Source organism: Actinomycetospora chlora (assembly GCF_039542135.1).
GTDB classification, from domain to species: domain Bacteria; phylum Actinomycetota; class Actinomycetes; order Mycobacteriales; family Pseudonocardiaceae; genus Actinomycetospora; species Actinomycetospora chlora.
The window spans coordinates 22428-37817 of record NZ_BAABHO010000011.1; the positions used below are offsets into that span (position 1 = coordinate 22428).

12 protein-coding genes are annotated in these 15390 nt (G+C 75.3%); 6 read left to right on the top strand and 6 right to left on the bottom strand.

Going from position 1 to position 15390, the window contains the following annotated elements; translation table 11 throughout:
• Nucleotides 1-12: 12 nt before the first annotated feature.
• The gene (locus ABD994_RS08990) at nt 13-1602 is read right to left on the bottom strand and encodes an Rv2578c family radical SAM protein (protein WP_345413175.1); all 1590 of its coding nucleotides are present in this window, start codon (nt 1600-1602) and stop codon (nt 13-15) included.
• A gap of 62 nt (nt 1603-1664) precedes the next feature.
• On the opposite strand from ABD994_RS08990, the gene ABD994_RS08995 reads away from it, so the two are divergent.
• The 4 genes from ABD994_RS08995 (at nt 1665) to ABD994_RS09010 (ending at nt 7071) form a co-directional block, all read left to right on the top strand.
• Nucleotides 1665-2519, top strand: coding sequence for an SCO6745 family protein (locus ABD994_RS08995; protein WP_345413177.1), 855 nt, complete (start codon nt 1665-1667; stop codon nt 2517-2519).
• Nucleotides 2520-2581: 62 nt separating this feature from the next.
• On the top strand, nt 2582-3952 hold the full coding sequence (locus tag ABD994_RS09000; RefSeq protein WP_345413178.1) for an acyl-CoA dehydrogenase family protein: 1371 nt from the start codon (nt 2582-2584) through the stop codon (nt 3950-3952).
• Between the two features lie 363 nt (nt 3953-4315).
• Nucleotides 4316-5518, top strand: coding sequence for a YibE/F family protein (locus ABD994_RS09005; RefSeq protein ID WP_345413180.1), 1203 nt, complete (start codon nt 4316-4318; stop codon nt 5516-5518).
• The gene (locus ABD994_RS09010) at nt 5515-7071 is read left to right on the top strand and encodes a hypothetical protein (RefSeq protein ID WP_345413182.1); all 1557 of its coding nucleotides are present in this window, start codon (nt 5515-5517) and stop codon (nt 7069-7071) included. The genes ABD994_RS09005 and ABD994_RS09010 overlap by 4 nt, the downstream gene beginning before the upstream one ends.
• A 124-nt stretch (nt 7072-7195) precedes the next feature.
• Here ABD994_RS09010 and ABD994_RS09015 read toward each other — a convergent pair whose 3' ends face one another.
• From ABD994_RS09015 to eat, 4 genes are all read right to left on the bottom strand, one after another.
• A complete protein-coding gene (locus tag ABD994_RS09015; protein ID WP_345413184.1) occupies nt 7196-8179 on the bottom strand; it encodes a hypothetical protein in 984 nt (327 codons plus the stop codon).
• A gap of 150 nt (nt 8180-8329) precedes the next feature.
• The gene (gene eutC / locus ABD994_RS09020; RefSeq protein ID WP_345413186.1) at nt 8330-9055 is read right to left on the bottom strand and encodes an ethanolamine ammonia-lyase subunit EutC; all 726 of its coding nucleotides are present in this window, start codon (nt 9053-9055) and stop codon (nt 8330-8332) included.
• The gene (locus ABD994_RS09025) at nt 9052-10425 is read right to left on the bottom strand and encodes an ethanolamine ammonia-lyase subunit EutB (protein ID WP_345413189.1); all 1374 of its coding nucleotides are present in this window, start codon (nt 10423-10425) and stop codon (nt 9052-9054) included. Before ABD994_RS09025 ends, eutC begins: the two co-directional genes overlap by 4 nt.
• A complete protein-coding gene (gene eat, locus ABD994_RS09030; protein ID WP_345413191.1) occupies nt 10422-11858 on the bottom strand; it encodes an ethanolamine permease in 1437 nt (478 codons plus the stop codon). Before eat ends, ABD994_RS09025 begins: the two co-directional genes overlap by 4 nt.
• Nucleotides 11859-12004: 146 nt before the next feature.
• Here eat and ABD994_RS09035 point away from each other — a divergent pair, with 146 nt between their 5' ends.
• Nucleotides 12005-12745 (top strand): ABC transporter substrate-binding protein, encoded by a 741-nt coding sequence (locus ABD994_RS09035; protein WP_345413195.1) that lies wholly within the window; start codon nt 12005-12007, stop codon nt 12743-12745.
• A 332-nt stretch (nt 12746-13077) separates the two neighbouring features.
• Here ABD994_RS09035 and ABD994_RS09040 read toward each other — a convergent pair whose 3' ends face one another.
• Nucleotides 13078-14415, bottom strand: a complete 1338-nt coding sequence (locus ABD994_RS09040) for an MFS transporter (protein WP_345413198.1) — start codon at nt 14413-14415, stop codon at nt 13078-13080.
• Nucleotides 14416-14524: 109 nt separating this feature from the next.
• Between ABD994_RS09040 and ABD994_RS09045 the strand changes: the two genes are divergently transcribed.
• A complete protein-coding gene (locus tag ABD994_RS09045; protein ID WP_345413200.1) occupies nt 14525-15376 on the top strand; it encodes a PaaX family transcriptional regulator in 852 nt (283 codons plus the stop codon).
• The last annotated feature ends 14 nt before the right edge of the window (nt 15377-15390 follow it).

Consider the following 15390-nt stretch of genomic DNA (forward strand, 5'->3'; position numbering starts at 1 on the left):
CTAGGGCCGCCGTCACAGCAGGGACAGCTGCTCGGGCGGGGCGGTGACGACGGCGTCCGGCACCGACGGCGGGGGCATGGCGCCGTCGGGCCACCCGCCCTTGCCCTCGAGCCCGTCGACCCGCTCGCCATGGCCCTGCCGCCCGCCCATCGCGTGCCCGCCGCCGGTGAGGCCGTGGCGCTCGAGCAGCGGCGTCACGCGCGCGGCGAGGTCGCGCCGGTAGGCGGCGTCGACGTAGGCGCCGCGGCGGTACAGCGCGGCGTAGCGCTCGAGCAGCTCCGGGTGCTCCCGCGAGAGCCAGCCGTGGAACCACTCGCGCGTGCCCGGGCGCAGGTGCAGCGCCAGCACGCTCGCGCCGCCGGCGCCCGCCGCCGCGATCTCGCCGAGCAGCGCGTCGAGCGCCTCGTCGGTGTCGGTGAGCCCGGGCAGCACCGGCGCGACGAACACCCCGCAGGGCAGCCCCGCGTCGCGGATGCGGCGCACGAGGTCGAGCCGCGCCCGGGGCGTCGGCGTGCCCGGCTCGACGCGGCGGTGCAGCTCCGCGTCGAGCAGCGCGAGCGACACCCCGACCCCGATCGGCACGTCGCGCGCCGCGGCCGTGAGCTCCGGCAGGTCGCGCGCCAGCAGCGTGCCCTTGGTGAGGATCGAGAACGGCGTCCCCGACTCGCCGAGCGCCCGGATGATGCCCGGCATCAGGGCGTAGCGGCCCTCCGCGCGCTGGTACGGATCGGTGTTGGTGCCCATGGCGACGTGCTCGCGCGACCAGCGCGGCGAGCGCAGCTCCCGGCGGAGCACCTCGGGGGCGTTGAGCTTGACCACCACCTGCCGGTCGAAGTCGTCCCCCGCGTCGAGGTCGAGATAGGTGTGGGTGTTGCGGGCGAAGCAGTTGTGGCTGACCACCCCGTCGGCCACGAAGTCGCCCGTGCCGGTGGTGAGGTCGACCAGCGTGCGCTCGCCGGGCAGCGGCTCGACGGCGACGACGACCCGCGCACCGGGCACGTCGGCCGGCGGGGCCGGCGCCACGGGCGGGCTGCCCGGGCGGCGGAAGGCCTCGTCGGCCAGCGACTCGGCACCGACCAGGACGTCGCCGACGCGCAGCGCCGGACGGTCGTCGCCCGCGCAGCCCTCGGGCCGGACGTGCGCCCAGCCCTCGGTGGTGAGGAAACGGTGCTCCGCCCCGGCGACCAGCGCCGTGCCGTCGGCCAGGCGCACCCGCCAGGCCGCCCGGGTGGTGGACCACGCCGCGTGCACCGGCGTCGGCACCAGGCTGCGGACCTCGCCGCGGTACTCCGTGCCCACCACGAGGTCGCCCACCCGGACGTCGGCGATGCGCACGCTCGTGCCGTCGACCATCAGCACCGGGGTGTCCGGCCCCAGGCAGTAGGTGCACGCGTGGCTGCACCCGCGGTAGGGGTTGACCGTCCAGGCGAAGGGCATCGGCGAGGAGCCGGGCACGCGGTTGAGCACCGAGCGCGCCCGCACCTCGTGGAAGGTGATGCCCGCGAACTCGGGGGTCCGGACGCTGCGGAGCAGGCCCTTGAGCGCCGGCATGCCCGGCAGCTGCTCGGGCCCTCCGGCGACCTTCTGCTCGTCCCAGCGCACCCGACCATTCGAACACGTGTTCGATGGTGCGGCAAGCCGTCCCGCGGAGCACGATTCTGCGCGTGGACGACGCCCGGCGCTTGTGGACCTTGTTCGAGCCGCTGCACGCGGTCACCTACTTCACGGTGGAGGCGCGGACCGCCGCCGATGCCGCCGGCCTGCGGGGCTTCTGGATGGCCTACACCGCCCAGCGGATCGCGCCGCTCGGCGCCGTCGGTCCCGGGGTCGCGTACGGCTGCTTCCACGGCTTCCACCGCAGCCGCCTGGAGCGCGCGCTCCCCGACGCGTGGGACCTCGCCGACCCGCAGCGGTGCCTGACGGCGCGGTCGGTCGGCGCCGGGGCCGCGCTGCACCGGCTGCTGGGCGAGACCGTGGCGCACGGCCCGGGGGTCGCCGAGGCGGCGGCGCTGGCCGGCGCGGCGGCCGACGCCGCCGACGTCGAGGGGCGCGTGCTGGGCGCGGCGAACCAGGCGCTCCCCCGCCCGTCGGAGCCGGTCCGCGCCCTCTGGCAGGCGGTGACGACCCTGCGCGAGCACCGCGGCGACGGGCACGTCGCGGCCCTGGTCGGCGCCGGACTGGGGCCGGTGGCGGCGCACCGCCTCAAGGCGGCGGCCGGCGAGCTCTCGGGGGCGACGACGCGTCAGGCCCGCCGCTTCGACGAGGACGCCTGGGCCGCGGGGGCGGCGGAGCTGCGCGACCGCGGGTGGCTCGACGCCGCCGACCGGCTCACCGACGCCGGGCGCGCCGGCCACGCGGCGATCGAGGAGACGACCGACCGCCTGGCCGCCGGCCCGTGGCGGGTCCTGGGCCGCGAGCGCACCGACCGGCTCGCCGAGCTCCTCGAGCCCCTCAGCGCGGCCGTCGTGGCCGGGCACGCCTTCCCGCCGGGCAACCCCGTGGGGCTCGTGCGGCGCTGATCGTCCTGGTTTCGGTACCACTGGTACGCGGTACTGAGTGGTAACACCAGAACGGAGCATCGATGAGCGCCTTCACCCTCGAGCTGACCCCGGCCCACCACGAGCTCGTGCGGCGCGCGCACGCCTTCGCCGAGGACCTCATCCGCCCTGCCGCGGCGAAGTACGACGCGGCCGAGGAGTGTCCCTGGGACATCGTCGACCGGGCGGCGCAGGAGGGCTTCTACAACGCGCTCTTCTACGCCGACCTCATCGCCGACCCGACCGGCCTCTCCCTGCCGCTGTTCCTCGAGGAAATCTTCTGGGGCTGCGCGGGGATCGGCCTGACCGTCGTCCTGCCCGCGCTGGCTCTCTCGGCGCTCAACCAGGCCGGCACCCCGGAGCAGGTCGCGCGCTGGGCGCCCGAGATGTTCGGCGAGCCCGGCGACATCAAGCTCGCGGCGCTGGCGGTGTCCGAGCCGCAGGGCGGCAGCGACGTCGCCAACCTGCAGACCCGCGCCCGCAAGGACGGCGAGGAGTGGGTGCTCGACGGCCAGAAGATCTGGATCGGCAACGGCGGGATCGCCGACGTCACGATCGTCAACGCGGTCGTCGACCCGGAGCTGGGCACCAAGGGGCAGGCGATGTTCGTCGTGCCGAAGGACACGCCGGGCATGGAGCAGGTCCGGCGGCTGCGCAAGCTGGGGCACCGGGCGTCGCACACCGCGGAGCTGTCGTTCGAGAACTGCCGCATCCCCGCCGAGAACCTCCTCGGCGGCGAGGGCAAGCTCGAGCACAAGCTGGAGAAGGCGCGGCGCGGCGAGGGCAAGCCGGCCGCGCTCGGGACGTTCGAGCAGACCCGGCCGATGGTCGCGGCGATGGCGCTGGGCGTGGCCCGGGCCAGCTTCGAGTACGCGTGCGACTACGCCCGACGCCGGGAGGCGTTCGGGGGGCCGATCATCGACAACCAGGGCGTGTCGTTCCCGCTCGCCGACCTGGCGGCGGACATCGACGCCGCCCGCCTGCTGTGCTGGCGCGCGTCGTGGATGGCCGCCAACGGCGTGCCGTTCCAGCTGGCCGAGGGCTCGATGTCGAAGCTCAAGGCCTCGGAGGTCGCCGTCCGGGCCGCGGAGCAGGCCGTGCAGGTGTGCGGCGGCTGGGGCTACGTCGACGACCTGCCCGTCGAGAAGTGGTACCGCGACGCGAAGCTCTACACGATCTTCGAGGGCACCAGCGAGATCCAGCGGATGGTCATCGGGCGCACCCTGACCGACCCGGAGGCCACCGCGACGCCGGTGCACCACCACCTGCCCGGCGACCACGGGGGCCTGAGCCGGAAGTTCGGCCACGGCTCCCTGGCCCGCGCCCGCGCGGGCGAGGTGTTCATGCGCCTGGCGAAGAAGGCCCCCGAGCCGGTCCTGCGCCTCGGCGGCAAGCTCGCCTCGCCCGGCACCTGAGCGACGGGGTCGTCAGCGTGGCGTCCACGCTGACGTTGGACGTCAGAAAATCCACCCGCTCACCGTGCGAGGTTCGTCCCCCGTGTCGGGTCCGTGCGGGCTCCCGGCGATGATGTCTCGGTGACCTCCTCCCGGCCCGCGGGGCGCCACGCGCGACCAGGGCGGGAGGACACCGCCGACGCGGCCGACGACGCCGCGACGCGTCCCGTCCGCACCTCTCCCGGCACGGCCCGCCGGCGAGCGGGTGGCTTTCCTGACGTCCAACGCCGGCGTGGACGCCAGGCTGACACGCCCGCGGGTCACGGCCACGGGCACGGTCACGGTCACGGGCGGGGCGAGGTCGAGGGGGCCGACGCCCGGCGGGTGCGGCGGCTGCTCGCCGCGCTGCTCGCGCCGTGCGCGGTGGCCGTCGTCGTCGGGCTCGTGCTGCTCACGCCCTCGCCGTCGGAGTACGCGCGGGTCGCCGGGGGCGCGCGCTCCGGCCAGGGCGCCCCGGGCCTGGGCACCCAGACCCCCGTCGACGGCGAGGTCCTGCGCGCGGCGGGCGAGGCCGACTGCACCGACCCCAACCTCCCATCGCCCGGTCCGGGCGAGGGGTGCGTGGCGGTCGTGGTGCGCCTCGCCGACGGCCCGGCGCCCGGCGCGACGATCACCACGCTGGTGCCGGCCACGCCCGGCTCGCCGCGGTTCGCCGTCGGCGACCCGGTGGTGCTGGGGTGGGCGGGCGGGGACCCCACCGATCCCCTCACCTACACGATCGTCGACTTCCAGCGCGGCCCGCCGCTGCTGCTGCTCGGCGGGGTCTTCGCGCTCGCCGTGCTGCTGCTGGGGCGCTGGCAGGGTCTCGCCGCGCTGGTCGCCCTCGGGGTCACGCTCGGGGTGCTCGCGCTGTTCGTGCTGCCGGCCCTCGCGACGGGCGCCGCGCCGGTCGCCGTGGCGCTCACCGCGTCCGGGCTGATCGTCGGGGTCGTGCTGCCCCTGACCCACGGCTGGTCGGCGCGCACCGCCACCGCCGCCCTCGGCACCCTCGCCAGCCTCGGCCTCATCGGCCTGCTCGCCGTGCTCTTCGCGGCGGCCTCGCGGCTGACCGGCCTGGGCGAGGAGTCCTCCGAGCTCGTCGGGGTGCTCGGCCCGGGTCTCGACGTGCGGGGGCTGCTCCTGGCCGGAGTGGTGATCGGCGCGCTGGGGGTGCTCGACGACGTCACCGTCACCCAGACCAGCGCCGTGTGGGAGCTGCACCGTGCGAACCCGGCCGCTCGGCTGAATGACCTCTATGGTTCCGCCATGCGTGTCGGTCGGGACCACGTCGCCTCGGCGGTGAACACGCTGGTGCTCGCCTACGCCGGGGCCGCGCTGCCCCTGCTGCTGCTGTTCGCCCTGGCGGGGCGGGGTCCCGGCGACCTGCTCACCGCGGAGGACGTGGCGCAGGAGGTCGTGCGGACCCTCGTCGGCAGCATCGGTCTCGTCGCCTCGGTCCCGCTGACGACCGTGCTCGCGGCCGTCGTGGTCAGGTCCGTCTCCACCGCCACCACCACCGCCGTCACCACCCGGGGGGAACCCGCATGAGCCGTCCTGCCCCCCGTGCCCTCCCGCGCGCCGTCGAGCCCGCGCCCAGCGGCCTGCTCGACACCGCCCGCGCCCTGGTCGTCGCGTCGACCCGCACCGCCGTCGAGCTGACGCTGAACGGGCCCGCGATCGTGCGCGGGATCGCCGGCATCGCCGGCCAGGGCGCCCGGACCACGGCCGACCTCAGCCCGCTCGTCGCCGACGCGCTGCGCGCCGTGCCCCGCCTGGTCGGGATGCTCGAGCAGCTGCTGCCCGTCGCGTCGGGCCTGCAGCACACGCTGGACGAGCTCGCGCCCGACGTCACGCGCCTGTCGTACGCCACCGACGCGCTCGACCGGCTCGCCGGCGCCGTCGACGACCTGCACGCGATCGCCCGCGCGGTGCCGACCCTCGAGCGCATCGCCGGCGCCGTCCCGTCCCTCGACCGGCTCGCCGACGCGGCCCCGGCCCTGGCCCGTCTCGGCGACGCCGTGGACGACCTGCACGCCCTCGCCGAGGCGGCGCCGGCCCTGACCGCCATCGCCGGCGCGGCACCCGACATCCACGCCCTGACGCAGGCGGTGCCGGCGCTGCAGCAGATCGGCGAGGCCCGCGGCGACATCGCCACCCTCGCCTCCGCCGTCCCGGCGCTCCAGGAGATCGGCGGCGCCCGCGGCGACATCGCCACCCTCGCCTCCGCCGTGCCCGCGCTCCAGCAGATCGGCAGCGCCCGGGACGACATCGCCACCCTCGCCTCCGCGGTCCCGGCGCTGCAGCGGATCGGCGAGGCGCGCGACGACATCGCCGCCCTCGCGAGCGCCGTGCCCTCCCTGCAGCAGCTCGGCTCGGCGGTGCCGATGCTCGAGCAGCTCGCCGGCGCCGCCCCGGCGATCCACCAGCTCGGCGAGGCCGCCCCGCACCTCGAGGCCCTGGCCGGCGCCGCCCCCACCCTCGAGCGGATCGCGGGCGCGGTCGACGACATCGCCCTCGTCGCCGCCGCGACCGGCGACGTCCACGAGATCGCCGCCGCCACCGGCACCGTCGCCCGGATCGCCGAGGGCGTCCCCGACGTCGGGCGCCTCGCGGAGGCCGTGCCCACCGTCGCCGCGCTCGCCGAGGCGGTGCCGACGATCGCGCGGCTGGCCGAGGCGGTGCCGACGATCGCCGCGCTCGCCGGCGCGGTCGACGACCTGCACGCCCTCACCGGTGCCGTCGACGACCTGCACCACCTCGCCGGCGCCGCGCCGTCGCTCACGACGATGGCGAACGCGGTCGGCGAGGTCGAGAAGCTGACCGGCGCCATCGGGCACGTCGAGGTGCTCGCCCGTCACGCCGACACGACGTTCCCCGACGTCCCGCCGCGCCTGGCGAACCTCGACGCCGCGCTGTCGACCGCCGCCGGGGAGCTGCAGAAGGTCAGCCCCGACCTGCGGACCCTCGCCGGGCGCATCGACAACCTCGACGAGGAGATCAAGGTCCTCGCCGACGCCCTCGCGCCGCTGCAGGGCACCACCGAGCGCCTCGGGCGCGTGGTCGACCGGCTTCCCGGACGCAAGCGATCCGGGGAGGGCTGACCCGCACGGTGGTGTGCGCTGCTCTGTAGGCGCACACCCTCGAGGAACGAACGGCGCCCTCGCTGCTTCGGAAGCAGCGAGGGCGCCGTTCGTTCGTCGGTGGTGGCGCTACCGCGCGGGCGTCCTAGCTGCCGGCGCAGTGCGGGGGCTCGTGCCCGCCGCCGGGAGGCTGCTCGTGGCCACCGTTGTCCGGCTGCTCGTGGCCGTCACCGTGCGACGGCTCCTGACCGCCGTCCGACGGCTCGTGGCCACCGTTCCCCTCGTCCTCGTGACCGCTGTCGCCGTTGTTGCCGTTGTTGCCGTCGTCCTCGTGGCCGTTGCCGCCGTCACCGGGGTGCGCCGGGGGCGTCGACGGCTGCTCGCACGGGTCCGTGCCCGGCAGCTGCGGCTCGGTGAGCTCGAAGTCGTAGGTCGTGCTCGGGGTGGAGACGAGGTCCACCGCCGCGTCGAGCCCGGGGTTGCCGGAACCCTGGTTGATGACGAGGTAGCTCACGACGATGCCCGGCTGCGCCGCGACGTACTCCGCGAGCGTCTTGGCGCCACCGTTGGAGCAGGACCGCTGCGACTCGTCGATGACGCCCGGGATCGCCCGCGTCGAGCACCACCGGCCGGCGCCGGCCTGGTAGCGGTGCCACACACCCGGCGTCCGGCTGTCGCCGGCGTTGTAGATCGGCTCGTAGGTGAGCGTCGAGAAGCCGACCGCGGGGTCGGACGGGTCGTAGTCGACCGCGAGCTGCATGCTCGGGAACTGGTCCGGGTTCTCGGCCGCAGCCTGGAACGCCGAGTAGGCGGCCGCCGGGATCCAGGCCGCCAGCGGCGTGCCGGCGTCCTCGTCCGTGGCGATCGAGGCCTTGTCCGTGCCGGAGGGCGTGGTCAGGCGGAGCGACGCCTCGCCACCCCCGGTCGGGGCGCCGTGCTCGGCCGAGACCTCCTCGGCACCGTCGCCGCGGTTGTCGAGGACCGCGAACGGCGCCAGATCCGGGAGGACGTAGGTCGTGCCGGCCACGGGCACGGGCAGCGGCACCAGCGGCTCCGCGTTGCCCGACCCGACCATCGCCGCCGCCCCGCCGCCGACGATCAGGGCCCCGGTGGCCGCCAGCGCAGCCATCCCCCGACGTCCGAGTTTCGCCCTGTGAAGACCCATGCGTGTGGTGTCCTTCCGCCCCGTGTGTGACGTGGCCGCGTGGGCGACCACGTACGGGTAACGAAAAGGTCACAGACGGGTGATGGAAAGATTCATCCGAATGGTGGATGCGGATCAGCCGGCCGCCGACGGCAGGGCGGCCCCGGTGTCCTTGAGGCGCACCCCCGTGAGCTGCAGCCGGAACGCCTCGGTCATCAGCGACACCAGCACCTCGGCCGCCGCGTCGTACGTCAGCCCGTCGGGCGGGCGGATGTTGGAGACGCAGTTGCGCTCCGAGTCGACGCGGCCGGGGCGGGCGTCGAAGGTCAGGTACGCCCCCAGCGAGTCGGGCGCGGACATCCCCGGCCGCTCGCCGATGAGCACGAGCACCATCCGCGCCCCGAGCGCCTCGGCGATCTCGTCACCGAGCGCCACACGCGCCTGCCGGGCCACGACGACCGGCGCGACCGCCCAGCCCTCCAGCCGCGGCAGGAGCACGTCGACCATGGCGGCCGCGTGCTCGTGCACCGCCGTCGCGGACAGGCCGTCGGCGACCACCAGGGCCAGGTCCCACGTGCCGGCCTCCAGCCCGTGGTCGGACGCCAGGCGCCGTCCGAGATCCGGGCGCTGCAGGTACTCGGTGCGGTCGGCGACCTGCGACACCACGACGGGACCGGCCCGCTCCCCCAACGCCCCGACGACGGCGTCGACGTCGAGCGGGGCGTGGACGGCGTCGCGGGCCTGGGCGTGGGCGGCGGCCAGGCGCAGGTTCTCGGCGGTGGTCAGCCCGTCGCCGGCGCGGCCCAGCCCGACGCGGGCGCGGGTGGCGGCGCGCAACGTCTCCCACGGGTCGCTGCTCACGACATCAACGCCTTGATCGGCTCCGGCACCAGCTGCGGCACGCGGCCGGCGTCGTCGAGCAGCCCCACCGACCCGAGCCACGCCTCGAACTCCGGGGCCGGGCGCAGACCGAGCGTCTGGCGCACCTGCAGCACGTCCTGGAACGACAGCGACTGGTAGTTGAGCATGATGTCGTCCCCGCCGGGCACGGTGATCACGAAGCCGCAGCCCGCCGCGCCGAGGGTGAGCAGGAGGGTGTCGGTGTCGTCGCTGTCGGCCTCGGCGTGGTTGGTGTAGCAGACGTCGACGCCCATCGGGACGCCGAGCAGCTTGCCGCACAGGTGGTCCTCCAGGCCCGCACGCAGGATCTGCTTGCCGTCGTAGAGGTACTCCGGGCCGATGAAGCCGACGACGGTGTTGACCAGCAGCGGGTCGAACCGCCGGCACACCGCGTAGGCGCGGGCCTCGAGCGTCTGCTGGTCGACGCCGTGGTGGGCGTCCGCCGACAGGGCCGAGCCCTGGCCCGTCTCGAAGTACGTGACGTTCGACCCGACCGTGCCCCGGTCCAGCGCCAGGGCCGCCGCGTGGGCCTCGGCGAGCTCGTCGAGCGTGACGCCGAACCCGCGGTTGGCGGCCTGGGTGCCGGCCACCGACTGGAACACCAGGTCCACCGGCGCCCCCTGCTCGAGCAGCTCGAGCGTCGTCGTCACGTGGGTGAGCACGCACGACTGGATGGGGGCGTCCAGGCGCTGCCGGGCGTCGTCGATCAGGTCGAGCAGCGCCCGCACGGTCGAGGGGCGGTCGGTGGCCGGGTTGATGCCGACGACCGCGTCGCCGGCGCCGTGCAGCAGCCCGTCGACGAGCGAGGCGGTGATGCCGACGGCGTCGTCGGTGGGGTGGTTGGGCTGCAGCCGGGTCGCGAGCCGGCCCTCGAGCCCGATGGTCGTGCGCAGACCGGTGACGACGCGGGTCTTGCGGGCCACCGCCACGAGGTCCCCGACGCGCATCAGCTTGCTGACCGCGGCCGCCATCTCCGGGGTCAGTCCGGGCGCCAGCGCCGTGAGCGCGGCGGTGTCGGCCTCCCAGGACAGCAGCCAGTCGCGGAAGCCACCGACGGTCAGCGAGCGCACCGGGGCGAACGCCGCGGCGTCGTGGCCGTCCATGATCAGGCGGGTGACGTCGTCGTCCTCGTAGGGCACGACGGCCTCGTCGAGGAGGTGCGCCAGGGGGAGGTCGGCCAGCACCGTCTGCGCGGCGACCCGCTCGGCCGCGGACTCGGCGGCGACGCCGGCCAGGACGTCGCCCGAGCGCAGCGGGGTGGCCTTGGCCAGGAGCTCGCGCAGGTCGGCGAAGGAGTACGAGTGGCCGCCGAGGCTCGTCGTCCAGCTCACTCGAGCTCCTCCTCCGCCTTCGCCAGGGCCGCGAACTCCTCGTCCGGCGCCGACGCGACGAGGTGGTGCCGCGAGTAGAGCCCGAAGTAGGCCATGAGCAGCGCGAACGCGCCGAGCGCGCACAGCGCGGCGACGACGTCGACGAGGAACGTCGCCACCACCGCGGCGAGGGCCAGCACGAGCGCGACGCCCGTGGTCACCCGCCCGCCCGGCGTCCGGTACGGCCTGGGCAGGTCGGGGTGCCGCGCCCGCAGCACCTGGTGGGACACCATCATCAGCACGTAGGACAGCGTCGCCCCGAACACGGCGAGGTTGATGAGGATGTCGCCGTTGCCGGTGGCGGCGAGCACGAAGCCGATCAGCGCCGGGATGACCAGCGCCAGCGTCGGGGCCTTGCGGGCGTTGGTCTTGGACAGCACGCGGGGCAGGTAGCCCGCGCGGGAGAGCGCGAACGTCTGCCGCGAGTAGGCGTAGATGATCGAGAAGAAGCTCGCGATGAGCCCCAGCAGGCCGATGTAGTTGACGGTCGTGGACAGCCACGTCGGACCACCCGACCCGGCCTCCAGCGCGCTGACCAGGGGGTTGTCGCTCTCCGAGAGACCGAGGGCCCCCTGGGAGCCGGGGCCGAGGACGAGCACGGCGGCCGCCGAGACGACCAGCACCGCCATCGCGACGATGATCCCGCGCGGGACGGCGCGGACCGGGTCGCGCGCCTCCTCGGCGGCCAGCGGTACGCCCTCGACCGCGAGGAAGAACCAGATCGCGAACGGGAAGCTCGCCCACACCCCGACCACGCCGAACGGCAGCAGCGGCGAGGCGCCGGCCGCGTCGGTGACGGGGATGTCGGTGAGGTTGGCGGCGTCGAACGAGCCGAGGGCCCCGACCGCGAAGAGGATCAGGCCGACCAGCGCGATCGCGGTGATGACGAACGTCGCCTTGAGCGCCTCGCCCACGCCGAGCAGGTGGATGCCGACGAAGACGACGTAGCAGGCGAGGTACACCCACCAGCCGTCGGTGATGCCGAACAGCCCGAGCGACTCGACGTAGCCGCCGATGAACGTGGCGATCGCGGCCGGGGCGACGGCGTACTCGAGCAGGATCGCTGCGCCGGTCGCGAAGCCGCCCCAGGGACCCATCGCCACCCGGGCGAAGGTGTAGCCGCCGCCGGCGGCCGGCAGCGCCGACGACATCTCGGCCAGCCCGAGCACCATGCACGCGTACATGACGCCCATGAGCACCGCGGCGAGCGCGAGCCCGCCCCAGCCGCCCTGGGCCAGGCCGAAGTGCCAGCCGGCGTAGTCGCCGGAGATCACGTACGCGACGCCGAGGCCGGCGAGCAGCACCCAGCTGGCCGAACCGGTGCGCAGTTGGCGGGCGGCCAGGTAGTCGCTGTCCGTGCCCGTCGCGGGCGTCGATCCGATCCGTTCGGTCATCGGCGTTCCCTTCGTCCGGCCTGCGGCGAGCACAGCGTGAAGCAGCTGTGAAGCCCGCGGGTGACGATCGGGTTGCGATCGCCGACCCGCGCCGTCGCCCGACGGGCACCTCGCCAGCGACGTCCGCGTCCGGCACGCTGTCGCCCGTGCACGAGAGCGCCCCGCTGCGGATCGGCTCGGCGCTGCCCGATCCCCCGTTCGAGCTCGAGGGCACCGGGCAGACGGCCGACGCGGTCGGCTTCGATCCGGCCGTCATGCAGGAGGTGGCCCGGCGCCTGGGGCGGGAGTACGTCCTCGTGCGCTACGAGGCGGACGACTTCGACGGCATCTTCGGCGGCCTCGACCGCGGCGAGCACGACGTCGTGGCGTCCGGCGCGACGATCACCGAGCACCGGCGGACCCTGGCCCGCTTCTGCCGTCCCCACGTGCGTTCCGGGCAGAGCCTCGTGGTGGACCGCGGCCACCACCCGGAGGTCCGCACCGTCGACGACCTCGCGGGCGGGACCCTCGGGGTGCAGCGGGGCAACACCTCCGAGCCGGTGGCCGAGGCGCTCGCCCGCGCGGGCCGGATCGCGAGCGTCCGGCACTACGCCTACCACGACATCCTCACCGCGCTGGACGACGTCGCCGCCGGGCGCATCGACGGCTTCATGAAGCTCGAGCCCGTGATGCGCTGGCTCACCCGCGACCGTCCGGGCCTCGCTGTCGTGCAGACCGGCATCACGCAGGAAGAGATCGGCGTCGCCGTGCGCCACGACGACACCGCGCTGGCCGACCGGGTCGACGGGGCCCTCGACGAGCTGCGCGGCGACGGCACCCTGGCCCGGCTCGGTCGCGAGTGGCTCGGCACCGACGCCCCCGGCACCACCACCGCGGTGCTGGCGTGAGCCGCCTCGTCCACCTGTGGACCGAGGACGGGCAGTCCCGGTTCCGCGTGGAGGACGGTCTCCCGGAGCCGGGCGCCGCCCGGCGCGTCCACGCCGAGGAGTCCCCGGCCGGCAGCACGCTCGACTGGCACGACGCGCCCTGCCGGCAGTACGTCATCACCCTCACGGGCACCCTGCGGTTCACCACCCGGGACGGCGAGGACTTCCTGCTCGGCCCGGGCGACGTCCTGCTGGCCGACGACACCGCCGGCGGCGGGCACCGCTGGGAGCTGATCGACGACCAGCCCTGGCGCCGGGTGTACGTCGAGCTCGCCGACGGACCCGGCTGGTCCTCACGCGGTGGTGTCGGCCCGCGCCCGCACGGCATCGCCGGGGGCGCCCTCGGCGTCGTCCAGGGCCTGGCGGCTGGTCTCGCCGGCGGCCAGCACGCAGACGACGGTGAGCAGGCAGCAGGCGCCGATGACGATCGAGACCCACAGCGCGCTGCCGGTGCCCTGCAGCAGGGTCGCGAACACGACCGGGCCGAGACCGGCCCCGATGCCGGCGACCTGGTAGCCCAGCGAGGCACCGGTGTAGCGGGAGCGGGTGGAGAACAGCTCGGTGTAGAGCGCCGCGAGCGGCCCGTACATCGCGGCGTGCACCACGCCCTGCCCGACCACGACGCCGAGCACGAGCAGGGCCGTGGACCCGGAGTCGACGAGCGGGAACAGCAGGAACCCCCACACGGCCATCGCCAGCGCCCCGACGAGCACGACGGGGCGCCGCCCGACGCGGTCGGACAGCGCGGCGAAGCCGATGATGCCGACGACCGCCACGACGGAGGAGACGGTCAGCGCGTTCAGCACCGTGGGGCGCGGGAAGCCGGCCTGGACGGCGTAGGCGATGACGAACGTCGTCAGCACACCCTGGGCGACGAACGCGCCGAAGCCGATGCCGATCGACAGCAGCAGGTTGCGGGGGTGGCGGCGCAGGACCTCGAGCAGCGGGGGCGTCGCCGGCGTGGCGTCGGCGTTCGCGCGGGCGAACACCGGGGTCTCCTCGACGCGGGCGCGGACGAACAGCCCGACCGCGAGCAGCACGGCGGAGGCGAGGAACGGCAGGCGCCAGCCCCACGCCAGGAATCCGGCCTCGCCGGCGATCGCCGCGGCCCCGGCGAGGGCGGCGGTCGAGAGCACCATGCCGCTGGGGGCGCCCGCGTTGGTGAAGCTCGCCCACAGCCCGCGCCGCGAGGTCGCGTGCTCCGCGGACATCAGCACCGCGCCGCCCCACTCGCCGCCGACCGCGACGCCCTGCAGCACGCGCAGCAGCACGAGCAGCACCGGCGCCCAGACGCCGATCTGCGCGTACGTCGGCAGCACGCCGATGAGGACGCTGACCACGCCCATGAGGGTCATGGTCACGACCAGCATCTTCTTGCGGCCGACGCGGTCGCCGAAGTGCCCGAACAGCACCCCGCCCAGCGGGCGCGCGAGGTAGCCGGTGGCGAGCGTGCCGAAGCTCGCGACGGTGCCGACCAGCGGGTCGAGCGTCGAGAAGAAGACCTTCGCGAAGACCACCGCCGACGCCGTCGCGTACAGCAGGAAGTCGTAGTACTCGATGACGCTGCCCAGGTAGCTGGAGAGCACCGCCCGCCGGAGCTGGGTCCGCGAACGCGCATCGGGCTGGGTCACGCCGCACCTCGTCGTGTGTGCTCGGTGTCACGGATGTCCGCACGAATGTAGGCAGAGCTGCAACGGCCGTCAACGATGTGCCCAACATCATGAGGGCTAGGCTCCGGCCGTGTCCGAGGCGGTGGAGCAGGGCGAGGAGACCGGCGCGCTGCGCCCCCAGGCCATCCTGCTGACCTTCCTCGGGGGCTACCTGCTCCGTCGCGGCGTCCACGTCGCCACCAGCAGCCTGGTCGACGTCTTGCGCCGGGCCGGGGTCTCGGAGCACGCGACACGCTCGACGGTGAGCCGCATGGCCCGGCGCGACCAGCTGCACCGCGTCCGCCGGGGCCGGCAGGTGTACGTCGGGCCGACCGACGACACCCGCGCGGTGCTGCGCGACGGCGAGGCGCGGATGTGGCGGACCGAGGCGGTGAACGAGCACTGGGACGGCTCCTGGACGCTGCTCTCGTTCTCCCTGCCCGACGCCTGGGCCCGCGAGCGCCACCTGCTGCGGGCCCGCCTGGTCTGGGCCGGGTTCGGTCCCCTGCAGGGCGGGCTGTGGATCGCGCCGGGCACCCGCGACGTCGCCGGGCTCGGGGACGGGCTCGGCGAGGGGGCCGGTCTCGCCGGGCGGCTGCGGGCCTTCTCGGCGCAGGCCCTGGAGCCCACCGACGTCGACGCGCTGGTCCGCGACGCCTGGGACCTGCCGGCGCTCGCCGCCCGCTACGAGGCGTTCCTGGCGCGCTGGGGCGACGCGGCCGCCCGCCCGCGGCTCGACCCGCTGGCCGCCCAGCTGCTGCTGGAGGCGGACTGGCTGCAGGCGATCCGCCGCGACCCGCGCCTGCCGCGACGCCACCTGCCCGCCGACTGGCCCGCCGGCCCGGCCCACGCGCTGTTCCGCGAGCTCCACGCGACCTACGAGCCCGGCGCCCGCGACGGCGTCGCCGCCCTCGACGTCCTGCCCGACACCGACGCCATGTGAGCAGTTGGGGCCCC

Excerpts from the sequence above, each read along its gene's own strand:
- ABD994_RS09000 (WP_345413178.1), top strand. The coding sequence starts at position 2,582 with ATGAGCGCCTTCACCCTCGAGCTGACCCCGGCCCACCACGAGCTCGTG.
- ABD994_RS09010 (WP_345413182.1), top strand. The coding sequence starts at position 5,515 with ATGAGCCGTCCTGCCCCCCGTGCCCTCCCGCGCGCCGTCGAGCCCGCG.
- ABD994_RS09015 (WP_345413184.1), bottom strand. The coding sequence starts at position 8,179 with ATGGCTGCGCTGGCGGCCACCGGGGCCCTGATCGTCGGCGGCGGGGCG.
- eat (WP_345413191.1), bottom strand. The coding sequence starts at position 11,858 with ATGACCGAACGGATCGGATCGACGCCCGCGACGGGCACGGACAGCGAC.